The 22,434-nt window shown below is 64.3% G+C and carries 20 protein-coding genes; 5 read left to right on the top strand and 15 right to left on the bottom strand.

The window, feature by feature from the left end:
- The first annotated feature begins 62 nt into the window (after positions 1-62).
- On the top strand, positions 63-1,979 hold the full coding sequence (ftsH, locus tag KUV65_RS07905) for an ATP-dependent zinc metalloprotease FtsH (RefSeq protein WP_222189160.1): 1,917 nt from the start codon (positions 63-65) through the stop codon (positions 1,977-1,979).
- Between the two features lie 75 nt (positions 1,980-2,054).
- Here the strand turns inward: ftsH and KUV65_RS07900 are convergent, their stop codons facing one another.
- Positions 2,055-2,345 carry a hypothetical protein gene (locus KUV65_RS07900; protein WP_222189158.1) on the bottom strand — a complete coding sequence of 97 codons (291 nt, stop codon included), beginning with the start codon at positions 2,343-2,345 and terminating at the stop codon, positions 2,055-2,057.
- Positions 2,346-2,484: 139 nt separating this feature from the next.
- On the opposite strand from KUV65_RS07900, the gene KUV65_RS07895 reads away from it, so the two are divergent.
- Positions 2,485-3,087 carry an MOSC domain-containing protein gene (locus KUV65_RS07895; RefSeq protein WP_222189156.1) on the top strand — a complete coding sequence of 201 codons (603 nt, stop codon included), beginning with the start codon at positions 2,485-2,487 and terminating at the stop codon, positions 3,085-3,087.
- A 283-nt stretch (positions 3,088-3,370) separates the two neighbouring features.
- Complete coding sequence (locus KUV65_RS07890) at positions 3,371-5,047, top strand: formate--tetrahydrofolate ligase (protein ID WP_222189154.1); 1,677 nt, start codon at positions 3,371-3,373, stop codon at positions 5,045-5,047.
- A 224-nt stretch (positions 5,048-5,271) separates the two neighbouring features.
- Here the strand turns inward: KUV65_RS07890 and KUV65_RS07885 are convergent, their stop codons facing one another.
- The 4 genes from KUV65_RS07885 to KUV65_RS07870 all read right to left on the bottom strand — a co-directional run bounded on the left by KUV65_RS07885 (position 5,272) and on the right by KUV65_RS07870 (position 9,863).
- Positions 5,272-5,715, bottom strand: coding sequence for a PaaI family thioesterase (locus tag KUV65_RS07885; protein ID WP_222189152.1), 444 nt, complete (start codon positions 5,713-5,715; stop codon positions 5,272-5,274).
- Between the two features lie 284 nt (positions 5,716-5,999).
- Positions 6,000-6,680, bottom strand: coding sequence for a ligase-associated DNA damage response endonuclease PdeM (gene pdeM / locus KUV65_RS07880; RefSeq protein WP_222189150.1), 681 nt, complete (start codon positions 6,678-6,680; stop codon positions 6,000-6,002).
- 70 nt (positions 6,681-6,750) lie between these two features.
- The gene (locus tag KUV65_RS07875) at positions 6,751-9,171 is read right to left on the bottom strand and encodes a ligase-associated DNA damage response DEXH box helicase (RefSeq protein ID WP_222189148.1); all 2,421 of its coding nucleotides are present in this window, start codon (positions 9,169-9,171) and stop codon (positions 6,751-6,753) included.
- A 92-nt stretch (positions 9,172-9,263) separates the two neighbouring features.
- Positions 9,264-9,863, bottom strand: a complete 600-nt coding sequence (locus tag KUV65_RS07870) for a MarR family winged helix-turn-helix transcriptional regulator (protein WP_222189146.1) — start codon at positions 9,861-9,863, stop codon at positions 9,264-9,266.
- Positions 9,864-10,004: 141 nt separating this feature from the next.
- Between KUV65_RS07870 and KUV65_RS07865 the strand changes: the two genes are divergently transcribed.
- Positions 10,005-11,519: an MDR family MFS transporter gene (locus KUV65_RS07865; protein ID WP_222189144.1), complete on the top strand. Its 1,515-nt coding sequence runs from the start codon at positions 10,005-10,007 to the stop codon at positions 11,517-11,519.
- A 98-nt stretch (positions 11,520-11,617) separates the two neighbouring features.
- Here the strand turns inward: KUV65_RS07865 and KUV65_RS07860 are convergent, their stop codons facing one another.
- The 10 genes from KUV65_RS07860 to KUV65_RS07815 all read right to left on the bottom strand — a co-directional run bounded on the left by KUV65_RS07860 (position 11,618) and on the right by KUV65_RS07815 (position 22,197).
- On the bottom strand, positions 11,618-12,937 hold the full coding sequence (locus KUV65_RS07860) for a hypothetical protein (protein ID WP_222189142.1): 1,320 nt from the start codon (positions 12,935-12,937) through the stop codon (positions 11,618-11,620).
- Between the two features lie 81 nt (positions 12,938-13,018).
- A complete protein-coding gene (locus KUV65_RS07855) occupies positions 13,019-13,525 on the bottom strand; it encodes a prepilin peptidase (RefSeq protein WP_222189140.1) in 507 nt (168 codons plus the stop codon).
- 3 nt (positions 13,526-13,528) lie between these two features.
- Positions 13,529-14,383: a tetratricopeptide repeat protein gene (locus KUV65_RS07850; RefSeq protein ID WP_222189138.1), complete on the bottom strand. Its 855-nt coding sequence runs from the start codon at positions 14,381-14,383 to the stop codon at positions 13,529-13,531.
- A gap of 54 nt (positions 14,384-14,437) precedes the next feature.
- Positions 14,438-15,004 (bottom strand): tetratricopeptide repeat protein, encoded by a 567-nt coding sequence (locus KUV65_RS07845; protein ID WP_222189137.1) that lies wholly within the window; start codon positions 15,002-15,004, stop codon positions 14,438-14,440.
- 107 nt (positions 15,005-15,111) lie between these two features.
- Positions 15,112-16,092: a type II secretion system F family protein gene (locus KUV65_RS07840; protein ID WP_222189135.1), complete on the bottom strand. Its 981-nt coding sequence runs from the start codon at positions 16,090-16,092 to the stop codon at positions 15,112-15,114.
- Positions 16,093-16,144: 52 nt separating this feature from the next.
- Positions 16,145-17,113, bottom strand: coding sequence for a type II secretion system F family protein (locus tag KUV65_RS07835; protein ID WP_222189133.1), 969 nt, complete (start codon positions 17,111-17,113; stop codon positions 16,145-16,147).
- A 6-nt stretch (positions 17,114-17,119) separates the two neighbouring features.
- Entirely contained in the window at positions 17,120-18,580 is a 1,461-nt protein-coding gene (locus tag KUV65_RS07830; RefSeq protein WP_222189131.1) for a CpaF family protein, read from the bottom strand.
- Between the two features lie 8 nt (positions 18,581-18,588).
- Positions 18,589-19,872 (bottom strand): AAA family ATPase, encoded by a 1,284-nt coding sequence (locus tag KUV65_RS07825; protein ID WP_222189129.1) that lies wholly within the window; start codon positions 19,870-19,872, stop codon positions 18,589-18,591.
- A gap of 262 nt (positions 19,873-20,134) precedes the next feature.
- Positions 20,135-20,788: an OmpA family protein gene (locus tag KUV65_RS07820; protein WP_222189127.1), complete on the bottom strand. Its 654-nt coding sequence runs from the start codon at positions 20,786-20,788 to the stop codon at positions 20,135-20,137.
- Positions 20,789-20,796: 8 nt separating this feature from the next.
- On the bottom strand, positions 20,797-22,197 hold the full coding sequence (locus tag KUV65_RS07815; protein WP_222189125.1) for a type II and III secretion system protein family protein: 1,401 nt from the start codon (positions 22,195-22,197) through the stop codon (positions 20,797-20,799).
- Here KUV65_RS07815 and KUV65_RS07810 point away from each other — a divergent pair.
- Positions 22,181-22,408 carry a hypothetical protein gene (locus tag KUV65_RS07810; protein ID WP_222189123.1) on the top strand — a complete coding sequence of 76 codons (228 nt, stop codon included), beginning with the start codon at positions 22,181-22,183 and terminating at the stop codon, positions 22,406-22,408. The two genes, KUV65_RS07815 and KUV65_RS07810, sit on opposite strands and share 17 nt — an antisense overlap.
- Positions 22,409-22,434 lie beyond the last annotated feature (26 nt).

Here is a 22,434-nt window from a genome sequence, read left to right as displayed (position 1 = left end):
TCTATCTTAGGCTGAAGGCGGGCGCGGAACTCCCCCGCCACGGAATTTTGAGGAGATTTCCCTTGGGCAACGCGCGAAATATCGCATTCTGGGTCATCCTGTTCTTGCTGATCCTCGCTCTCTTCAACCTGTTTTCGGGCGGCCAGTCGCAGATGAATGCGCGCGGCGTTGCCTATTCGGATTTCATCCAGCAGGTCGAAAACGGCGCGGTCATGTCGGCAACACTGGATGGCGAAAACATCCAGTTCACCACCGCAGACGGCACCTTTGGCACCGTCGCGCCGGGTGACGCACAGACCACCGAGATGCTGCTGAACAACGATGTCCGCATCGAGGCGCAGCCGCAGGAGCAGTCGGGCTTCCTGAGCGTCCTGTCGCTCTGGCTGCCGGTTCTGGTGCTGATCGGGATCTGGATCTTCTTCATGAACCGGATGCAGGGCGGCGGTCGTGGCGGCGCCATGGGCTTTGGCAAATCCAAGGCGAAACTCCTGACCGAGAAGCATGGCCGCGTGACCTTCGACGACGTGGCAGGCATCGACGAGGCCAAGGAAGAGCTGGAAGAGATCGTCGAATTCCTGCGCAACCCGCAGAAATTCTCGCGCCTTGGCGGCAAGATCCCGAAAGGCGCGCTGCTGGTCGGCCCTCCGGGCACCGGTAAGACGCTTCTGGCACGCGCCATCGCGGGCGAAGCGGGCGTGCCCTTCTTCACCATCTCGGGGTCGGACTTCGTGGAAATGTTCGTCGGCGTCGGCGCATCTCGCGTGCGCGACATGTTCGAACAGGCCAAGAAGAACGCGCCCTGTATCGTCTTCATCGACGAGATCGACGCCGTGGGTCGGTCGCGTGGCGTGGGCTACGGCGGCGGCAATGACGAGCGCGAGCAGACGCTGAACCAACTTCTGGTCGAGATGGACGGGTTCGAGGCCAACGAGGGCATCATCATCGTCGCGGCCACCAACCGCCCCGACGTTCTGGACCCCGCGTTGCTGCGTCCCGGTCGGTTCGACCGCCAGGTGCAGGTGCCCAACCCCGACATTCGCGGTCGCGAGCGCATCCTTGGCGTGCATGCCCGCAAGGTGCCGCTTGGCCCCGACGTTGACCTGCGCATCATCGCGCGCGGCACGCCGGGCTTCTCGGGCGCCGATCTGGCGAACCTCGTGAACGAGGCGGCCCTGATGGCGGCCCGTGTGAACCGTCGTTTCGTCACGATGGAGGATTTCGAGAACGCCAAGGACAAGGTCATGATGGGCAGCGAACGCCGCTCGATGGTCATGACCGAGGACGAGAAGAAGCTGACCGCCTATCACGAGGCCGGTCACGCCATCGTCGGCCTCAACGTCCCGCAGCATGACCCGATCCACAAGGCGACGATCATCCCGCGGGGCCGGGCGCTTGGCCTCGTGCTGTCGCTGCCGGAACGGGACCAGCTTTCGGTCAGCTACACCAAGTACACATCCAAGATTGCCATGGCGATGGGCGGACGCGTCGCCGAAGAACTTGTGTTCGGCCTGGAGAACGTGACGTCGGGCGCAGCCTCGGACATTCAGCAAGTGTCCAAGATCGCTCGGGCGATGGTCACGCAGTTCGGCTATGCCGAAGAGCTTGGCTTCGTCGATTACGCCAACGAACAGCAATCTTACCTGGGCAGCTATGGCGGTGGCACCAACCACTCGGCCGCGACGCAGAAGATCATCGACGACAAGGTCAAGGAACTGGTGGACGAAGGCTATGAAACCGCCAAGCGCATCCTGACCGAAAAGCGCGATGATCTGGAGCGTCTGGCGCAGGGCCTGTTGGAATACGAGACCTTGACCGGCAACGAGATCCAGAAGGTCATCAACGGCGAGCCGCTGAACCGCGGCGACGACAGCGACGACGCCTCGACCGGCGGCACCCCATCGATCACGGCCGTGCCGAAGACGAAAAAGCCGAAATCCGATCCGGACACGGGCGGGTTCGAGCCGGAACCGTCGGCCTGATCGCCGCGATCATCAATTAAAGGAAACGCCCCGGCCGGTTTGGCCGGGGCGTTTTCGTTTCAGCGGTCGCAGAGGTTAGTCGTCGGTATATTTCTTGCGGGCCTCGGTCATGCCCTTTTCCATGGCTTTCCAGGCTTCCTGAAAGCTCGACTGCATTTCCTTCCACGCGTCCACGTTCGCCTTGTGGATCTTGTCGAGATGGTCCTGCGCGACCTTGCGCTGCTCTTCCATCTGTTCGAGTTGCGCCTTGAAATGCTCTTGCCCCTTGGCCTGCATCTCGCCGACCTGGGCCTGCATCTTTTTCAGCTCGGCGTTCCACGCGTCGAGCTGTTCCTTGGCCTTCTCGACGAATTCATCCTGTTTCATCGGGTGGTATCCTCCAATTCCAGATGAGACGAGGCTAACACGGTTCTGCAAAAAACGGGCGACGCTTTCGCCGGTTTTCGGGTTGCGGTGAGCCGAAGCCAGCGATCAAGTGGACGCGTTTCTGGGAAAGGATGCCGACATGCCCGCGCTGAAACCGACCGAGTTCACGGGCCGTGTGGTCTGGCTGGGCGTCAACCAAGACCGCGCCGCGGCGCTCGAGTCGACCTCGCGAGACGTGCTGTCGCTGCCGTTCGGTGGGCCGCCGGAGGAAAGCCATTCCGGCGTTACGCGCCTGTCCTGTAGTCGCGTCGCCAGACAATATCCGAAAGGCACGGAAATCGCGCATACGCGGCAGGTCTCGATCGTGTCGGAGGAGGATCTGGCGTTGATCGCTCAGGACATGGGCCTTGCCCGGATCGAGCCGGAATGGTTGGGCGTCAGCATGGTCGTGGCTGGCATTCCCGATTTCTCGCTTATTCCGCCATCGTCGCGCCTGCAGGATAACGCCTCGGGGACAACGCTGGTGGTGGATATGGAAAACCGACCCTGTCACCTGGTCTCGGCGGTGATCGAGCGGGGGTATCCCGGCGTCGGGAAACGCTTCAAGCCAGCGGCGCGGAACCGGCGGGGCGTGACGGCCTGGGTCGAACGGCCCGGCGAGATCGCGCTTGGGGCCACGTTGCGATTGCACATCCCGGATCAACCGGTCTGGCCGCATCTTGCCACGGCGCGAAACGGCTGAGCGATCAGGCCAGAACGGCAAGCGCGAGGCTGGGAACCATACCCATCAGGGCACCGGTGAAAATCAGGATCGCAGGCATTGAGGGGCGCATGGGGTCGCTCCGTTTCCTTGTGGCAGTTGCTGTAGGAACGTGACTTCAGCGCAAAAAGTTCCGGGCGGCCCGCGGGGAAAGCCGTGCGGTGACGGGCAAACGGGCCATAATGTCGGAATTGTCCGCTTGGCCAGGCGTGCCAGCCGATATAGCCGAGAGCGGGAGAAGTGCAGCGGAAGGGAGCCGCCCAACATGGGGTTCAAGACCGATATCGAGATCGCCCGAGAGGCGAAGAAACAGCCCATTCAGCAGATCGGCGCCAAGCTGGACATTCCGTCCGAGGCGCTGCTGCCTTACGGCCATGACAAGGCAAAGGTCGGGCAGAAGTTCATCAATTCCCTGGATGACCGCCCGAATGGCAAGCTGATCCTCGTGACCGCGATCAACCCCACGCCGGCTGGTGAGGGAAAGACCACGACAACCGTGGGCTTGGGCGATGGTCTGAACCGCATCGGCAAGCGTGCCGCGATCTGCATCCGCGAAGCCTCGCTCGGGCCGAACTTCGGAATGAAGGGCGGGGCTGCTGGCGGGGGCCATGCGCAGGTCGTGCCGATGGAAGACATGAACCTGCATTTCACCGGCGATTTCCACGCGATCACGGCGGCGCATAACCTGCTGTCGGCGATGATCGACAACCACATCTACTGGGGCAACGAGCTTGGCATCGACGAGCGCCGGGTGACCTGGCGCCGGGTGATCGACATGAACGACCGCGCGCTGCGCGATGTGGTGACCGCGTTGGGGGGCGTGGCCAACGGCTTCCCGCGGCAGACCGGCTTCGACATCACCGTGGCCTCCGAGGTCATGGCGATCCTCTGCCTCGCCGCTGATCTGGACGATCTGCAAAGTCGCCTGGGCGACATGATCGTGGCCTACACGCGCGATCGCGCGCCGATCTATTGCCGCGATATCAAGGCCGATGGCGCGATGACCGTGCTGCTGAAGGATGCGATGCAGCCCAACCTCGTGCAGACGCTGGAAAACAACCCCGCCTTCGTCCATGGCGGTCCTTTCGCCAATATCGCCCATGGCTGCAACTCGGTCATCGCGACCAAGACGGCGCTGAAACTGGCCGATTACGTCGTGACCGAAGCCGGCTTCGGCGCGGATCTTGGAGCCGAGAAATTCATGAACATCAAGTGCCGCAAGGCGGGGCTCGCGCCCGACGCGGTGGTGATCGTGGCGACCGTGCGTGCGATGAAGATGAACGGGGGCGTGGCCAAGGCCGATCTGGGGGCCGAGAACGTGGCGGCCGTCGAGGCCGGTTGCGCGAACCTCGGGCGCCACATCAAGAATGTCAAAGGCTTCGGCGTGCCGGTCGTGGTGGGCATCAACCATTTCGCGGGCGATACCGAGGCCGAGATCGCCGCGGTGAAGGCCTACGTGGCCGAGCAGGGCGCCGAGGCGATCCTGTGCAAGCATTGGGCCGACGGTGGCGCGGGGGCCGAGGACCTGGCCCGCAAGGTGGTGGAGCTGGCCGATAGCGGTGTGGCGGAGTTCACGACGCTCTATCCCGACGAGTTGCCGCTGTTCGAGAAGATCGAGGCGGTGGCCAAGGGCATCTACCATGCGGGCGAGGTGACGGCGGACAAGAAGGTGCGCGATCAGCTCAAGGCCTGGGAAGAGGCCGGGTACGGCCATCTGCCGGTCTGCATGGCCAAGACGCAGTATTCCTTCTCGACCGACCCGAACGAGCGCGGCGCGCCGGAGGGGCATACCATTCCGGTGCGCGAGGTGCGGTTGTCGGCGGGGGCCGGGTTCGTCGTGGCGATCTGCGGGGAGATCATGACCATGCCGGGCCTGCCGCGCGTGCCGGCCTCGGAGAATATCCGCCTGAACGAGGACGGACTGATCGAAGGCCTGTTCTGAGCCGGGCGCGCGGCACGGGGGCCTTGAACCCCCGCGCCACGCCGGGGGCGCTGCCCCCATGCCGCCCGGGCGGGCGGCATTCCCCCGGAGTTTTTTGGCCAAGATGAAGAGGCTTTTGCCGGGTCCGTTTCGCTGACTGGTCGTTAGGACCTGTGGTCCCGTTTGCAAGGTCTTGCGGGGCGATGAGCAGGGCTGCCGATCGTCTTGGCATTGGTGCTGGAGGATCAGGACGGGATCATCGTGCCTTGCAGGATGGCAACGTCGCGCAGGCTGCCATCTTCGGCTTCTGCCCGTACGGTCGCGCGTGCGATTATCAGGCGTCGGCCCGGTTTGACGACTTCGCCTTCCGCGATCAGTCGGCGGCCGGTGGCGGGCGCCAGCAGGTTGATCTTCATCTCGACGGTCAGCACCTCGGAGCCCTCGGGCATGAGGCTGAGCGCGGAGTAGCCCGCCGCGCTGTCGCCGAGTGCGAAGGTGGCGCCGGCATGCACGAACCCGTGTTGCTGGCCGATCCGTGGCGACACGTCGAGGGACAGCACCACCCGGCCGATTGCGATCTCGTCTATCCGTGCGCCGATTGTCGCCATCATCTCTTGCCGCGCAAAGCTGTCGCGGATCGCTTGCGCGCGCTCAGGCGCGATCGAGGTCGTTCTGCCGGGGTGCTCCATGAAGCAAACAGCCTTTTGAGTGCGGTTTTCTGGCCCTTTTCCGGGACGGAAGATGGGGCCGGGGTGGGGCGATCGAAACCTCGGAAGGTTCGCGCAAGCTTGCATGTTTTTGCACGACGACACGACTGTTTTTGACCTTTTGCCGTGAAGCCGAGCCAACGCGTCGGCAGACGGAGATGACCTGCATGTGCGGCAGGAGGGCGGTCGGTATGTCGTTGCGTTGAATGGCGGGCAGGGTGCGCCAGTCAGCGCTGCGCCGTGCCGGTGTTCCGGTCGAGTGAACCCTATCCGGCGTCGCGACGGGCGCGCGGCATGGGCAGCGCAACGGGCGGGTCGCCCAGCAGGATGGCGCGCGCACCGGGGGCCATGAGCCCCGATAGTTCGGGCCGGTCGCAGGAGAGGCCGCCGGTATAGGTGCCATAGGCAGGCAGGACCAGGCGGCGGTCATCGACGAGAAAGCAGCGGCGCGACAGGCTGCGACCGCGCAGGGCGACGCGGGCCTTTGGGTGGTAGTGGCCAGAGACTTCCCTGGTTTTCTCCGGATCTGCGATATGGCGAAAGGTGATCCCAGCCAGCGTGACCGTTGCAAGATGGGTCCCGTCCACCGACACGGGCCCCGGGTCGTGATTGCCCTCGATCCAGATCCAGCGGCGGCCTGCCATGAGGGGGCCGAGTGCCTCGCTTGTCTCATCGTCCAGCGCCTCGGCGGCGGCGCTGTCGTCGAAACTGTCGCCCAGGCAGATCACGGTTCTCGGGTCTGTCGCGGCGATGTCCTCTGCGAGTTTCGCAAGGGTCTCCACCCCTTCATAGGGCGGCAGCATCGGCCCGCCGCGCCGGGCCATGCGCTCGGATTTCCCGAGGTGCAGGTCGGACACACAGAGCAGACCCTGCGCAGGCCAGGAGAGCGCGCCGGAGGGCCGCGCGTGGAAGGTTTCGCCGGCGAAGGTGAAGGGCAGGGTGTTCATGCTTCGTTCGGTGTGCCATGTGGAATTTCATGGCGCAAGGGGGTGGCTTGAGGCCTGAGGGGGCGGCGGGTCAGGTCCCCGTGGTCTCCAGCCCCGCGGTCTGCATCAGGCGGGTGGCTTCCTCTTCCAGAAGGCGCTGGTTGGCCAGCCCCTCGACCGGGACGCGCCCGGGTTCGAGGAAAAGCGGCGCGGCCAGCGGGGTGACGCGGGTCAGGCGCTGGTGGTCGATCCGGTCGCCGATGCGGGCCAGCATCTCCTCGATCCGGCCGAAATCGACGAGGCCGCGCATCGCCTCGTCCCGGGTGATCCGCAGCATGAGGTGGTCGGGGTCGTATTTGCGCAGCGTGTCGTAAAGGATGTCGGTCGAAAACGTCGCCTGCCGTCCCGATTTGCGCTTGCCGCCCGGCATGTTGCGATCGATCAGGCCTGCGATGATGGCCGAGCCCTTGAAGGTCCGTTTCATCACCGCGTTGTCGGAAAGCCAGGTTTCCATCGCCTCGACGAGGTTGTCGCGGGAAAACAGCGGCGCGGCCTCGGCCACGCGATCCAGCCCCCAGATCAGCGTCGCGTAATCGGTGGCGACGAAGCCCATGGGGTTCAGGCCCTGCGCCTCCATCCGTTGGGTCAGCAAAAGGCCGAGGGTCTGCTGCGCGTTGCGGCCTGCGAACCCGTAGGCCACGAGGTGTTCGCGCCCGTCATGGGGGAAGCTTTCGACCAGCAGCCGGTCGCGTTCGGGCAGGCGCGAAACCTGCCGTTGCAGGTGCAGCCAGTCGCGGGTGTGAGGGGGCAGGTCGGGCCAATCCTCCTGCCGGAACATGGTCAGGATGCGGTCGGACAGCTGCGTTGAGGTGGCGAATTTCGTGCCCATGAAGGTGGCGATCTTGGGTTTTTGCGTGGGGGTGCGTGTCACCTCGACCACCATCTCGCGCATGCCCTCGTAGCGCACAATCTCTCCCCCGATCAGGAAGGTGTCGCCCTTGCGCAGAAGCGAGGCGAAGTATTCCTCGACCTCGCCCAGGGGTTTGCCGCCACGGGTCTTGTGCAATCGGACCTGCATCTTGTCGGCATCCACGATGGTGCCGATGTTCATGCGGATGCGCTGTGTCGCGCGGGGGTCGCGCAGTTGCCATTGCCCGTCGGGGCGTTGGAGAAGGCGCTGCCACTGGTCATAGGCCCGAAGGGCATAGCCGCCCGTGGCCACGAAATCGAGGCAGCGGTCGAACAGGTCGCGGGACAGCTCGGCATAGGCGCCCGTGGTGATGACCTCGGCATAGAGGTCGTCGGCGTGGAAGGGGCCTGCGGCGGCGCGGATCAGGATATGTTGACACAACACGTCCAGCGGGCCGGGGCCGCGCGCCTCGCCGTCAAGGTCATGGTCTCGCACGGCGTCGAGGGCGGCCACGCATTCGATCACCTCGAACCGGTTGGCGGGCACGATCAGCGCCTTGGAGGGCGCATTGTAGCGGTGGTTGGCCCGCCCGATCCGCTGCACCAATCGCTTGACGTTCTTCGGTGCGCCGACCTGGATCACGAGGTCCACATCGCCCCAGTCGATGCCCAGATCCAGCGTGCCGGTGCAGACGATGGCCTTCAGCTGGCCGTCTGTCATGGCCTGTTCTACGCGCTCGCGCTGTTCGCGGGCCAGTGCGCCGTGGTGGATGCCGATGGGCAGCTGATCCTCGTTGGCGAGCCACAGGTGGTGAAAGAAGATCTCGGCCTGCGCGCGTGTGTTGTGAAAGATCAGCGTGGTGCGGTGTTTCCTGACCTCCTCCAACACGGCGGGGATGGCATAGCGCCCGCCGCCGCCGGACCAGGGCGGCGGTTCGGTGGTTTGCAGCATCGAGATATCGGGGTTCGGGCCGGGGGCGGCCATCAGGATCTCGCACGGGTCGGGGTGGCGGGCGAGCAGGCGCGCGATGGCCTTCGGGTCTTCGACCGTCGCCGACAGGCCGACGCGGCGCAGGCCGGGCGCGAGGGTGGAGAGGCGCGACAGGGCCAGCATCAACTGGTCCCCGCGCTTGCTTTCGGCCAGGGCGTGGATCTCGTCGACGATGACGCGCTTGAGCCCGGCAAAGGTACGGTGGGCATCCTCGTAAGACGTCATCAGGGCGAGGCTCTCCGGTGTCGTCAGCAGGATATGCGGCGGGTCGGCGCGCTGGCGTTTCTTGCGGCTGGAGGGCGTATCGCCGGTGCGGTCCTCGACCCGGATGGGCAGGCCCATCTCGGTGATCGGGCCGGTCAGGTTGCGGCGGATATCGGCAGCCAGCGCCTTGAGCGGCGAGATGTAGAGCGTGTGAAGGCCGTGATGGTCCCCGTCCGCCAATTCGGCGAGAGTCGGCAGGAACCCCGCCATGGTCTTGCCGCCGCCCGTGGGCGCGATCAGAAGCGTGCAGGGCTGATCTGCGGCCGAAAGCATCGCCTGCTGGTGCGGGTGGATGGACCATCCGCGGGCGTCGAACCAACCGGTGATTGCGGGGGGCAGGGCGGTCATGGCCCCCTAGATAGGCTGGGTGGGCGCGCGCGGCGAGGGGGCAAATCCTTCTCGAAGGATTTGCGGGGCCGAAAACCCTTCGTGAAGGGTTTTCAGGTTTCGCCCAGCTTGGGCAGGGTCGTGCGCAGGGTCTCGATCCGGTCGCGCAGATGCTGCGGGAACCGGTCGCTTTGTTCGGACCAGGTGGTGAACCGGTCGAGCAGCGGCAGGAACGTGGCCACCTCCTCCTCCGTCCAGCCGGACAGGAAATCGCCAAGCGCCGCGAATTTGTAGAGCCGGACGGCGCGGACAACCTCGTGGCCCAGGTCGGTCGGCTCCAGGATCGTGCGCCGCCCGTCCACCTGGCTGACGGCGCGGCGGATCAGGCCAAGGCGGATCAGGTCCGCGGTCAGGCGCGAGGCGCGGGACGGGTCGATGCCCAGCCGGTCGGCGACCGTCGCGACCATGGTTTCCCCGTCGGGTGAGTCGTCAAACTCATTGACCGGCGCCCAAACGGCCATGAGCGCGTCGAGCTGTGCCAGGTCCAAGTCAAGGCCAAGCTCGTTCAGCGCGCGGGTGCCAAGCTCGCGCTTGACGACGCGCCGACGCCATTTCTGAAGGATGGCGTCGACGGCGAAGGCGGCGTCGAGCGTCGGCTCGGCGATGCCGGCCTCGGTCAGTTCGTCACGGATGGTCTCTTCTCGCTTGGGCATTTTTCCCCGGCTCTGCCTTGACGCAAATGCATGCGGAATGCATATAAATGTGAAGCGCACATAAGTGTACCAGACACAGATTTACACCCTTTTACCGCCCCTGTGCCAGCGCATGCAGGGGCATTTCGGAGTTTTATCGCGATGACGTCGGTTCCCGATCTCGCCCCCGATGACAGCGCCGAGGACGTCCCCGTCAGGTTGATCCTCATCGCGGTGGCGGTGACGCTGCTTTTTGCCTCGCTCGGGCAGACCATCGTGTCGCCTGCCTTGCCGATCATCACGGCGGATCTTGGCGGGTTGGAGCACCTCTCCTGGGCGATCACGGTTTACCTGCTGGCTTCGACGGTCGGGGCGCCGATCTCGGGCAAGCTGGGCGACCTTTACGGGCGGCGCATCGTGATGCAGGGCGCCATCGCCGTTTTCGTGGTCGGCGCCGTGATCTGCGGCGTGGCTTGGAATTTCGGGGTGCTGATCGCGGGCCGTGCCATTCAGGGCCTGGGCGGCGGCAGCCTGATCGTTCTGTCCATGGCGGTCGTGGCCGACGTGCTGCCGGCACGAGAACGCGGCAAGGCGCAAGGCGTGCTCGGCGCGGCCTTCGGCGTGTCGACGGCGATCGGGCCCCTCTTGGGCGGTGCCCTGGTCGAGGCGCTGAGCTGGCACTGGATCTTCTTCGTCAACCTGCCGGTCGGGCTGGCGGCCTTGCTGGTCCTGTCCCGCGCCTTGCCCGGTCCGGCCGATAGCGGCAAGCGCCACGTGGACTATGCCGGTGGCGTGCTGCTGGCGGTGCTTCTGTCTTCGGCGGTGATGCTGTCCAACCTGGGCGGTGTTCTGGGCTGGAGCGACCCTGCCACACTCGCCCTGCTGGTGCTTTGCATCGGGGGGCTGGCCGGGTTCATCTGGGTCGAACAACGCGCGGCTGAGCCGATCCTTCCGCTGCAACTCTTCCGCAACAACACGTTCCTGGTGGTCAACGGCGTGGGGTTCATGGTGGGCACGGCGATGTTCGGAACGATCACCTTCCTGCCGCTCTTCCTGCAAGTGGCCAAGGGCGTCAGCCCGACGGTGTCGGGCCTGTTCATCCTGCCGATGATGCTGGGCCTGATCCTCGCCTCGAACGCCGCGGGCGTCGTGATGTCCCGCACCGGGCGTTACAAGCTGATGCCGACGCTCTCCACCGCGCTTCTTGCGCTGGCGATGGTCTATCTCGCCACCGTGACGGGGCAGAGTCCGCTTTGGGCCATTGCAACGGCGCTTCTGTTCGTGGGGCTTGGCCTTGGGCCGGTCTTTTCGGTCGGGGTGGCGGCGATCCAGAACGCGGTGCCTGTCAAGATGCTGGGCGTGGGCACGGCCAGCGCCAACATGTTCCGACTGATTGGCGGCTCCATCGGGACGGCGCTCTTCGGGGCCTTGTTCGCGGCGGGTCTGGCGCGCAACCTGTCCGGCGTGCTGCCTGAGGGGGCCGGGGCGGGCCTCAGTTCCATGTCGCCTGCATTGGTCGCGTCGCTGCCCGAGGCGACCCGCGCGACGGTGATCGCAGGCGTCAGCCAGGCCTTGCACCCGGTATTCATCATCGCGGCCGTCATGGCGGCCGTGGCCTGCCTTCTGTCCACGCGGTTGGAGGAATTGCCCCTGTCGGGCAAGGCGGCGGGTCGCTGAGGGTCACCGAGTTGGAAAACGGCTGAAAGGCAAATCCTTCACGAAGGATTTGCCTGGCTGAAAACCCTTCGTGGAAGGGTTTTCCAACCGTCTGGCCCTTAGTGCACGATGTCTTCCTCGTCGACATAGAGGTTCTGCCACGCCCGATCGATCAGGTCGGGGCGCATCTGGTAGGGGATGCCCTCGAACTCGCAGATCGCGATGATCTGATCGAGCAGGAAATTCGCGTGGTAGTTGGCGAAGACGTTCTGGATCGTCGGGTATTTGACCTTGAGCAGGTGCAGAAGCGATTTCTCGTCCAGCGGCACCTTCTTCTTCTTCGCGACCATGGCGAGGATCTTCAGGAACTGGTCCTGTGTCGGACCGTCGATCTTCACCTTGAAGAAGATCCGGCGCAGCGCGGCCTGGTCGAAGATCTTGTTCGGGTGGAAGTTGGTCGAGAACACGACAAGCGTGTCGAAGGGCACCTCGAACTTCTCGCCCGATTGCAGGGCAAGGATGTCGTAGCCCATCTCCATCGGGACGATCCAGCGGTTGATAAGGGCCTGCGGCGGCTCTTCCTGGCGGCCAAGGTCGTCGACGATGAAGACGCCGCCGGTCGACTTGAGCTGCAGCGAGGCCTGGTAGGTCCGGCTGACCGCGTTGTAGTTGAGGTCGAGCATCGACAGGTTCAACTCGCCCCCCGTCATCACGGTCGGACGCGTGCACAGCAGGTAGCGCGTGTCGTAGCGCGCCGAGGCCTTGCGCAGCGGGCTGCCGGCGGTGTCGTGCTTTTCCTCGACCAGCGTGTGCACGATCGGGTCATAGAGCGTGATGACCTGCCCGGCATAGGTCACGGCCTGCGGGATGTAGATATTGTCGCCCATCGCAGCGCGGATGCCCTCGGCGATGGAGGATTTCCCGTTGCCCGGCGGGCCGTACATCAGGACCGAGCGGCCCGAGCCGACGGCGGGGCCAAGCTGGTCGATCAGCCCGTCGGGCAGGATCAGGTGGCCCATGGAGCCGAGCAGCCGATCGCGCGTCAGTTGCACGTTCTTGACCGACTGGCGCTTGGTCTGCGTCTTGTAAACCTCAAGCGGGACCGGCATCGCGCCGTAATATTCCGACTGCGACAGCGCATCGAGCGCGCGGGCCTTGCCCGTATCGGTCAGCTGAAAGCCCATCTCGTTCGACGATGTGGCGTGCAGCGTGCCGGTGGCCTGCATCAGCCCCATTTCGCGGGCCATGTCGATCAGTTGCTGGGTCAGCGGAAGCGGCAGGCAGATGGCCTGACCGATCTCGGTCGCCGTTTCGACATTCTTGCGGAACACCGTCTTGAGCAGGATGTCCCGCATCATCACGACGGTCAGGCCGGTGTCTTTCAGGCTGCGCAAGGGCGGCGGTGCGAACCCGTCAACGGCCCCGGTCTGCATGTTCATGTGGACAGCTCCCACCTTGGTCCAGGTCTTGCTTGGATCAGGGTGCCGTCCGAATTGGGCGAGAGAATGGCGGCCTTGTGATCAGAGACCGGCACGCAGCCCGAGCGCGAGGTAGATCACCAGCGCCCCGGCCAGCGCGACGCCCATCGGGAACAGCTTGCCCCGGTCCCATGAGGCCCAGTCGGACGTGGCGCGGCGCACGGCCGGCACCCGGCCCGCGCCCCGGTGCGTGGCCCAGGACCCGATCAGCACGAGGCTGAAGAGCATCAGGAAAAACAGGTAGTCCCCCGGCGCGACGAAGGGGGCCATGGCGGCGGCGAACTTGCTGTCGCCCGCCCCGGCAAGCCCGAGCGATGTGATGACGAAGCCTGCCAGCAGAACGATGCCAAGTTGCGCAAGGCGCATCAGGTAGGCGTCCATCGGCAGAACGACCAGCCCCGCGACGAGGAACACGCCGGTCAGCGCCAGAACGGCGACGTTCGGAATGCGCATCTCGCGCAGGTCCGAGATGGCGACCCAGATGCAGATCGGCAGGGCAAGCGGCAGGAACCAAAGGGCCTGCTCGAAGGTCAGGGCAAGTCCGGTCATGGGTCAGATGGCCTCCGCGTCGAGGGCGCGCAGGGCGCGCACGGCTGCATCGAAATGCTGGGGATGGGTGTCGATCGCCTCGGCCAGAAGGGCGCGGCCGGTTTCGGTCTGACCCTGGCGGATGGCGGCCAAGGCAGCGGTGTGCAGCAGCTGTGCGCGCTCGATCTGGGTCATGCGCACCAGCGGCAGGTTGTAGTTGCCTTGCGCCGCCCGCGCCATGACGAGGTTGTTCTTGGCGGTGAAGAGGTCGGGATCGTAAGAGATCGCCTCCATGAACAGTTCCTCGGCGCCGGCGAAATCGCCGCGCGTCATCATCGAGTAGCCCCAGTTGTTCAACACGCTTGCCGGGCGCGTCGTCAGGCCGGCGGCGGTTTCATAGAAAGAGTCCGCGCGCTCCCATTCCTGGTTGCTGTCGGCCACCATCGCCTCGAGTCGGTAGCGCTCGTAGGTTTCCATGGTGGGCGGGATGAGGTCGAGTTGCTCTTCGGCCTCGTCCCAGTCGCCATTGCGGATCAGTGCATCGGCATAGTCGATGCGATCCTGGTCAAGTGCGGCATCGTCTTCGAGCACGGCGCGCCAATGCACCAGCGACTCCGCCGCGCGGTTCGCGCGGACGAGGCTGGAGGCCAGCCCCCGGCGAAAGTCGATGCGGTCGGGGGCGTTTTCCAGCGCGCCGCGGAAATAGGTCACGGCCTCTTCCGGGGCGGCGGCGGTCAGCATGATGTCGGACAGGTTCGTATCGTCGATGACGTTCATCGGATCGAGCGCACGGTCGACATCGGCGTTGGTGGTGCTGTCACAGGCCGCGAGGCCGAGAACGGCGCAAAGGACCGGAATGAACCGGAGATCGGGAACCATGGTCTGCCTCATACTGCTCGTCCGCATCGTTCCTGTCGCCTTGTTTTCCGGGTCTCAGGGGGTTTCGAGAAGTTCGTAAACCCCGGGCCCGCGACGGATCAGGTCGAAACGGTATTCTTCGTTTTCCACACCATATACCGAATTTTCCATTCGCGCGAGGGCAAGTCTCAAGTTGTCTCTGATCGCGTCCGAACGGCCACTATCCAGCGCGTAGGCTTGCTGGAAAATGCGGCTGGCCTCGCCGTATTCGCCCTGTTCCATCAGCACGACGCCAAGATTGTTGAGCGCAGGGACGAATTCGGGATCTTCTTCGATGGCCTGGCGCAGAAGGTCCTCGGCCTGCCCGATGCGGCCGAGCCGCAGATTGGCCGATCCCACCGCCGAAAGCACGTCCACGTTCAGTCCAAGCTCGCCCGCGGCGCGGTAATACGCGCGCAGGGCCAGGTCGTATTCGCCTGATGCCATCAGCCGGTGTCCCACGATCAACCCATCGACCGACTCTTCGGTGGCATCTATGCCCGGCGCTTCGGGGTCTGCCCCGGCCAGCGGTCCCGATGGCGTGCAGGCGGCGGCAAGCGACAGCGCGACGACAGGCGCGATGAGACGATATAAGGGCGGCATCGGGTGACTCTCCCGGTACGGACTGCTCTGGCGGGGCCGGTTGGTCCGGCCCTCGCGCGCGGGGTATTCGCGAGCAGTCTAGCGCGAGACGGCCAAGCTGTCTGCCCTCAGTTGCCCAGCATCTGCGCGATGCCATAAACCGACGGGCCGATCAGGATGATCAGAAGCGGCGGCACGCAGAACATCATCGTCGCCAGCGTCAGCTTTGTGGGCAGCTTGTTGGCCTTTTCCTCGGCGCGCATGACGCGTTTGTCGCGCATTTCGCTGGCATAGACGCGCAGGGCCTCGGCGACCGACGTCCCGAAGGTGGCCGACTGGATCAGCGTGGTCACGAAGCTGTTGATATCCTGGATGTCGACGCGGTCGGACATGTCGCGCAGCACGCGCGTCTTGTCCTTGCCGGCCTTCATCTCGTAGGCGACCATCAGGAATTCCTCGGCCAGCGCGGGGTAGGAGCTTTCGATTTCCTTGGCCACGCGGTTGATCGCTTGGTCGAGCGATTGACCGGCCTCGACGCAGACAAGCATGAGGTCGAGCGCGTCCGGGAAACCGGAAACGATCTGGTCCTGCCGTGTCTGGAGGCGGCGCTGGACCCAGTATTTCGGCGCGTAGTAGCCGATACAGCCGGGCAGCAGGACAGTCAGGATCGAGCTTTGGGCAGAGCCGCCGCCGCCGCCGATCAGCAGGTAGAGCGACCCCAGGATCAGCCCCCCGATGCCCCCGATCAACTGCGCCAGGTGGAACATCTGCACCGCGCTCTTCGAGCGGTAGCCCGCGCGGATCATGGTGAGTTGCGAATTCGAAAGCTCTTCCTGGTCCTGCGGTTGCAGGAATTGCGAGAAGCGTTCGAGGCGCTCATCCTTGCCCCCGCCCGCGCGCAGCCGGGCCGCCGGTGCATCGCCGCCGGCGTCATTGCCGCTGTCGTTCAGGCGCGAAAACGGGTCCTTGCCCTTTTTCAGAACCGCCGGCAGCACGAGAAGGATCAACGCCACGCCAAGCAAGCCGGCCGCGAAAAGGGGGCCAAGCTCACCGAACTGCCCCACGAGCCAGTCGTTCACGTCGTCGAAGAGTTTCTGGATCTGGTTCATTCTTGTTTTGTCCTGCTCGCGTTCCGGTTGGGCGCGCCCCGCGCGCCCAGGATCAGACCTTGATGTTCACCATCATCTTCATGAAGACCATGTTGACCGCCAGCATGACCGCGACGACGGCGCAGGCGGGGATGAAGGCGGGGGTGTCGATCACGTCGGCGTAATAGTCGGGCTTCATCACGTTGATGCCGATCAGCGCGAGGATCGGGAAGAACGACAGGAAGGTGCCCGAGAATTTCGCCTCGGAGGTGATCGCCTTGACCTTGCGGAACAGCTTGAAGCGCGCGCGCATCACGTCGGCGAGGCCCTGAAGGATCTCGGCGAGATTGCCGCCCGATTTTTGCTGGATGCCAACGGCCACGGCAAGGAAGCGAAGGTCCTGGATGTCCAGCCGTTCGGCCATGGCGCGGATCGATTCCGAGATGTCGCGGCCATAGGCGGCCTCGTCCGCGATGACGCCGAGTTCCGAGGCCAGCGGGTCCGACATCTCGCGCGACACGGTGGCGACGGCCGACACGAAGGGGTGGCCCACGCGCAGCGAGCGCACCATCAGTTCAACTGCGTCGGGAAGTTGCTCTTCCAGCGCGGCGATGCGTTTCTTGGCCTTGGAATTCACCCAGTAATAAACGGCGCCGACCCCCATGATGACCGACACGAGGATGCGGATCGAAAAGCCCGCGGTGGTCAGGATGGTCAGGCCGAGAAACGCGGCGACGGTGATCCCGGCCATCACCATCATCAGCTGTTCGGGCGAGAAGGCGATCGAGGCCTTGTTCGCCTTGTCCGCGATCAGCGAGTAGAAGGGGATGCGCACCTTTCCCTTGTGCTGGTTCATCTCCTTGCGAAGCTGTGCCAACACGTCCTCCCGCGAGGAGCCCTGCTCCAGCAGGGACAGGCGGCGATTGACGCGGGCGTTCAGGCTGATCGTCTTGCCGAAAACGGCGAGATAGACACCTTCGACCAGCAGGATGACCGCGACGAAGATGCCGATATAGATAAGCGGTTCGATGGAAAGCTGCATGTCAGATCACTCCGCCGCGACGGGTTCGTAGATGGATGTCGGCAGGTCGTACCCCCACTGGCGGAAGCGGTCGGCATAGTGCGAGCGCACACCGCAAGCGGTGAAATGACCGATGATGGTGCCGTCAGGTTTCAGGCCGGTGCGCTGGTAGCGGAACACCTCCTGCATGGAGATGACCTCGCCCTCCATGCCCGTCACCTCGGTGATCGAAACCATCCGGCGCGAGCCGTCCTGCAGGCGGCTGGCCTGAACGATCAGGTTCACGGCCGAAGAGATCTGGGCGCGCACCGCCTTGATCGGCATCTCGATGCCCGACATGGCGACCATGTTTTCAAGGCGCGAACAGGCGTCGCGGGCACTGTTGGCGTGGATCGTGGTCATCGAGCCGTCATGGCCGGTGTTCATGGCCTGCAGCATGTCGATCACTTCCTCGCCGCGGGTCTCGCCGACGATGATGCGGTCGGGGCGCATCCGCAGGGCGTTGCGAAGACAGTCACGCTGGGTAACGGCGCCCTTGCCCTCGACGTTGGGTGGGCGGCTTTCCATCCGGCCGACATGAACCTGCTGAAGCTGAAGTTCCGCCGTGTCCTCGATCGTCAGGATGCGTTCCTTGTTGTCGATGAAGGATGACAGCGCGTTGAGCGTGGTCGTCTTACCTGAACCCGTGCCGCCCGAGACGATGACGTTGAGGCGCGTGGCGACCGCAGCCTGGAGATAGGCGGCCATCTCTTCCGAGAAGGCGCCGAAATTCACCAGGTCATCGACGCCCAGCTTTTCCTTCTTGAATTTCCGGATCGAGACGAGGCTGCCATCCACGGCAACCGGCGGCACCATCGCGTTGAAGCGCGAGCCGTCCTTGAGGCGGGCGTCGACATAGGGGTTCGACTCGTCGACGCGGCGGCCCACGGCCGACACGATCTTGTCGATGATGCGCAACAGGTGGCGTTCGTCCTTGAAGCGCACATCGGAGAGTTGCAGCTTGCCCGCGCGTTCCACGAACACGCGGTTCGGGCCATTCACCAGGATATCGTTGACGGTGTCGTCCTTCAGCAGCGGCTCAAGCGGGCCGAGGCCTGTTACCTCGTCGAACAGTTCGACATTGAGGGTCTGGCGATCCTCGCGGTTCAACACGACGCCCATCTCGGCCAGCTGTTCGCTGGTGATGGCGGTGATCTCGGCGCGCAGCTCGCTTTCCTTGGCGGTTTCCAGCGCCGACAGGTTCAGGTTGTCGAGCAGCCGGTGATGCATCTCGGTCTTGATCTCATCGAGACGCTGGCGGCGCTTGGCATCCTTTTCGTCGTTGCTCGGTGTCGCGGCGACGGGGATCTCCGAAACCGGCACCTGTTTGCGCGCGACCTTGGGCTTGTCCGTGGCGTCGCCGGAGGTGGCGGCCTCGGGCTGGGGCTGGGACGCGGCGGGCACCTCTGAAAGCTTGGGCGTTCCTGGCTTGCGGTATTTCGAGAACATCGCGGAGCTTACCTTTTCTTGGTGACGGCGGTGTCGCCAACCATCGCCGTGAACAAGCCCTGGGCGAGCTTGGCGATTTCCTTGCGCAGCGGGTTCTTCTTGGCAATTTCGGCAAGCGGCTGGCCATTGTCGCCTGCGGCCATGACCTGCTTGCCGCCCTCGGGCAGGAAGGTGCTGATTTCGACGCCGAGGCTTTCGGCCATCTTCTTGGCGCGGGTCTTGCCCGACAGATCGGTCAAGCCGGGTGCGCGGTTCAGCACATACTGCACCTTCTCAAGCGGCAGATCCTCGGAGCGCAGCGCCTTGATGAAACGCATCGCGTCCTGGGCCGAGCGCAGGTCAAGCTCTAGGGTGGCGAAGAAGATATCGGCGCGGTTCAGGATCGTTTCGGTCCAGACCACGAGGCTGCGCGGCATATCCACGATGACGATGTCGAAACACTCCTGCGCATAGTTCAGCAGGGCGTCCATGTCTTCCGGCCCGACGATATCCAGCGGCAGGATTTCGGGCGGGGCGGTGAAGACGGAGATCTTGTCGCCATAGCCGACCAGGGCCTGCCGGAACGCATCGACATCCATGCTTTGCGCGTCTTGCAGCATCTCCACCACCACGTCGCGACGGGGCAGGTCGAGGTAGGTCGCGATCGATCCGAATTGCAGATCGAAATCCATCAGGCAGACCGAGGGCGACGCTTTCTTGTCGGCTTGGGCCAGTTCCCACGCAAGGTTGGTCGCAAGCGTGCTGGCTCCCGTGCCACCTGCCAGGTTCTGCACGGCGAACAAGGCGCCGCGCCCGCCCAGTTGCGGCTTTGCATTATCGGGCGATGCCACGTCTTTTGCGGGCCTTGCCGGGAGCTGTGCGGCTGACACCGCGGGTGCGTCGGCAGGCTCCTTCAGGCGCTCGATCGCGTCATGCAGGGCACCTTCGGCCAGCGGGTAGGGCAGGAAATCGGACGCACCGAGCTTGAGCAGCTGGTGCAGGGCCGCCGGCGAGACCCCGTTTGCCACGAGGATCACACGGACATCGGCCTGGATTGCGGTTTTGATGATTTCGCCAAGGCTGCCGATATCCGCTTCGTCTTCGGCGTCGATGGCAAGCGCGATGAACCGCAGATCTTCTGCTTCGGGTTGCATGAGAAACGCGCGCGCCTCGTCGAAGCCGAGATCGCCCCAGCCTTCGCCGAGTTCCGTCTCCATGTCTTCAATCAGCAGGTCGAAACTCTGCACATTGCGTGACACGGTACAGGCGACGATGGGCGCCGGTTCGGATCGTAGTGCCAGTCCGCTACTCATTCCTCAATTCCCAGTCTGGTCCGGATTTCCGGATCGTCGTTTTGCCCTGGCACGTGTCTGCTCGGTCGCGCTCAGGGGAAGGGTCGCGCCCCCGGGATGCCGGACGGACTCGGACCTCTTCATGGACAAAGCTGCCCTGCAAAAGGGGCGACAATGGGACGGAATTTGGGGATTCTGTTTGCGATCCGGGAAAAACCGGCCGGCTCAACCGCCTGGCTGGCGGGACGCGGGGCCGCCGGAACCGGCCCCGCGCCAGGTGCGATCAGTCGCTGCTGACGCCCTGATAGGCGCGGTAGATGATGCGCGCATATTCTCCATCCAAGACCAACGGATGAGATTGCACGAAGCCGGTGACCTCGGTGACGGTGCGCCGGTTGCGACGCTCTCGCTCTTCGGTGGCAACGATGGGAGATGTCTCACCAAGCGAGACCAGCGCTTCGAGGCGCGAGCGTTCAACGCCTTGGCTGACAAGGAAATCCACCGCTGCGCGGGCGCGGCGCAAACCGAGCCGCTGGTTGTAGGCGCGGCTGCCCACCAGGTCGGTATGGCCGTAGACCGAGAAACGAACCTCCGGGAAATGGCGGATGAAGCGGGCCTGCTGGCGCAACACGGCGCGTGCCTCTTCGTCCAGCGTGGCGGAGTTGAAGGCGAAGTTGATCGTTGTCGGCACCTCGGCGGCGAAACGCTCGGCAAGGATCTCACCGTATTGCAGTTCGCCGGTGTGGAAGCCTATATTGTTGCGCGTCGCCTCGCCGAAATTGCCATCGAGGTCGATCTCGTAGCCCGCTTCGCGGTTGACGTTCAGCGCGCCCTCACCGCAGGCGGTGAGCGACAAGGCGATGGCGGCCGTGGCCACGCCTGAGAGAAGACGGGTGCCGGTGCGGCGACGGTCGGGACGGGGTGCTGCGCTGGTCATTGTTTCCCTCAATCCATTACATAGCCGTAGGAACCGGTGAAATCCTGCCCCGCTACATCGCCCGCGGCGGTTCCACGCCCTTCGACCCGGCCTTGGAAGAACAGCTCGTTCGTCGTGGGGATCTGGACCATGTCGGTTGGCAGCGCCAAGGCTTCGCCGCGCACGGGGGTGACAAGATGGGCGCTGATGATGATGACGAGCTCGGACTGTTCGCGCTGGTAGCTTGAGGACCGGAACAAGGTGCCGAGGATTGGCAGATCGCTAAGCCAAGGAACTTCTCCCAACGAGCTGCGAAAATCATCCTGCAGAAGCCCCGCGATAGCAAATGCCTCTCCGTCACGCATTTCAACGGTGGTGGTCGCTCGTCGTGTATTCAGAGAGGGAATATCGCCTTGGGTTGTGAAGGTGCCAATGGATGAGATTTCGGCGTTCAACACAAGATTGATGATGTCGCCGTCAACAACCGTTGGAATGAATTCGAGGTTTATGCCGAAAGGCTTAAATTCAACTGACGTGCCACCGTTTTCGTTCGAAATCGGGATTGCGTATTCGCCACCGGCGAGGAAAGTGGCGGTGCTACCGGACAGCGCAGAAAGGTTTGGTTCGGCCAGAGTCCGCACGAGACCGTTTGACTCAAGCGCTTCGAGAAGGATGGACAGCTGCAGCGATCCTGCGCCAAAGCTGACGCCAATGCCGCCCTGACGACCGGCCATTTGCAGTCCCTCTCCGGTAGGGAGGTCGCTGCCTATTCCGAAGCTGTCTGCGCCTGCTTGGAGACCAGTTCCAATTGTCAATCCTGCATCGCCTTCGGTTCCGTTGAGCCCCAGCGACGTGGACAATTCCCGGCTGACACTGCGCTGCATTTCAGCGAAACGGACCTGCAGCATGACCTGCTGGGTGCCGCCGACGAGCATCAGGTTCGACACGCTGCCCGGCGCATAGCGCTCGGCCAGTTGCATGGCGCGTTCTACAGCCTGGGCCGAGCCAACGGTGCCCGACAGCACGATGCCGTCATTGGCGGTGCGCACCTCAATCGGTTCGCCGGGCAGGATCTCGCGCAGGCGTTCGCGCAGTTCGGCCACGTCGGGCACGACCTGGATCTCGACATTGGCGATCAGGCTTCCCTCCGCCGAGAGCAGTGTCATGGTCGTGCGACCGGGCGAGCGGCCCAGAACGTAGATGGAGCGTTCGGACAAGGTCGCGATATCGGCGATGGCGGGGTTGGCGACTGACAGTTCGGCAAAAAGCGTTTCGCTTTCCACCACGACAGCCCTGTTCAGCGGCACGCGCAGGGTGGCCGAGGTGGCGCCTTCCAGCACGCGCAGCCCTTGGGCGTCGGCGGTGCCGGGATGCGAAAATGCCGTGAATAGGCCCATGAGGGCCGCGCTCAGAATGGTCGTCACACGCATGGTGAACCTGCCTTTATGCCTCTGCTGGGCGTTGTCCGGTTGGCCGCCCATTTCGTTCACACTGCATCAAATTGGCTTTTCGCGCAAGAATCACGATGTTGCGGGGCACTGTTTATGTGGTCGAAAGGGCACGCTGTGGATAAAAATCGACGGTGCCGATGTGAAAAAGCGCCCCGGCGTGTCGCTGTTCACGACAGTCAGGGCGCTATGAGACGTCAGATGGTGCGCCGGGATTGA

The organism is Maritalea mobilis (genome assembly GCF_019800885.1).
Lineage (GTDB): Bacteria > Pseudomonadota > Alphaproteobacteria > Rhodobacterales > Rhodobacteraceae > Roseibacterium > Roseibacterium beibuensis.
Note: the sequence above shows the minus strand (reverse complement) of the source record. Positions and strands in the feature narration are given on the sequence as shown.

Coding starts and splice junctions, on each gene's coding strand:
- KUV65_RS07900 (WP_222189158.1), bottom strand. CDS start 2,345: ATGAAACAGGATGAATTCGTCGAGAAGGCCAAGGAACAGCTCGACGCG.
- KUV65_RS07895 (WP_222189156.1), top strand. CDS start 2,485: ATGCCCGCGCTGAAACCGACCGAGTTCACGGGCCGTGTGGTCTGGCTG.
- KUV65_RS07890 (WP_222189154.1), top strand. CDS start 3,371: ATGGGGTTCAAGACCGATATCGAGATCGCCCGAGAGGCGAAGAAACAG.
- KUV65_RS07885 (WP_222189152.1), bottom strand. CDS start 5,715: ATGGAGCACCCCGGCAGAACGACCTCGATCGCGCCTGAGCGCGCGCAA.
- pdeM (WP_222189150.1), bottom strand. CDS start 6,680: ATGAACACCCTGCCCTTCACCTTCGCCGGCGAAACCTTCCACGCGCGG.
- KUV65_RS07875 (WP_222189148.1), bottom strand. CDS start 9,171: ATGACCGCCCTGCCCCCCGCAATCACCGGTTGGTTCGACGCCCGCGGA.
- KUV65_RS07870 (WP_222189146.1), bottom strand. CDS start 9,863: ATGCCCAAGCGAGAAGAGACCATCCGTGACGAACTGACCGAGGCCGGC.
- KUV65_RS07865 (WP_222189144.1), top strand. CDS start 10,005: ATGACGTCGGTTCCCGATCTCGCCCCCGATGACAGCGCCGAGGACGTC.
- KUV65_RS07860 (WP_222189142.1), bottom strand. CDS start 12,937: ATGAACATGCAGACCGGGGCCGTTGACGGGTTCGCACCGCCGCCCTTG.
- KUV65_RS07855 (WP_222189140.1), bottom strand. CDS start 13,525: ATGACCGGACTTGCCCTGACCTTCGAGCAGGCCCTTTGGTTCCTGCCG.
- KUV65_RS07850 (WP_222189138.1), bottom strand. CDS start 14,383: ATGGTTCCCGATCTCCGGTTCATTCCGGTCCTTTGCGCCGTTCTCGGC.
- KUV65_RS07845 (WP_222189137.1), bottom strand. CDS start 15,004: ATGCCGCCCTTATATCGTCTCATCGCGCCTGTCGTCGCGCTGTCGCTT.
- KUV65_RS07840 (WP_222189135.1), bottom strand. CDS start 16,092: ATGAACCAGATCCAGAAACTCTTCGACGACGTGAACGACTGGCTCGTG.
- KUV65_RS07835 (WP_222189133.1), bottom strand. CDS start 17,113: ATGCAGCTTTCCATCGAACCGCTTATCTATATCGGCATCTTCGTCGCG.
- KUV65_RS07830 (WP_222189131.1), bottom strand. CDS start 18,580: ATGTTCTCGAAATACCGCAAGCCAGGAACGCCCAAGCTTTCAGAGGTG.
- KUV65_RS07825 (WP_222189129.1), bottom strand. CDS start 19,872: ATGAGTAGCGGACTGGCACTACGATCCGAACCGGCGCCCATCGTCGCC.
- KUV65_RS07820 (WP_222189127.1), bottom strand. CDS start 20,788: ATGACCAGCGCAGCACCCCGTCCCGACCGTCGCCGCACCGGCACCCGT.
- KUV65_RS07810 (WP_222189123.1), top strand. CDS start 22,181: ATGGTCGTCACACGCATGGTGAACCTGCCTTTATGCCTCTGCTGGGCG.
- KUV65_RS07815 (WP_222189125.1), bottom strand. CDS start 22,197: ATGCGTGTGACGACCATTCTGAGCGCGGCCCTCATGGGCCTATTCACG.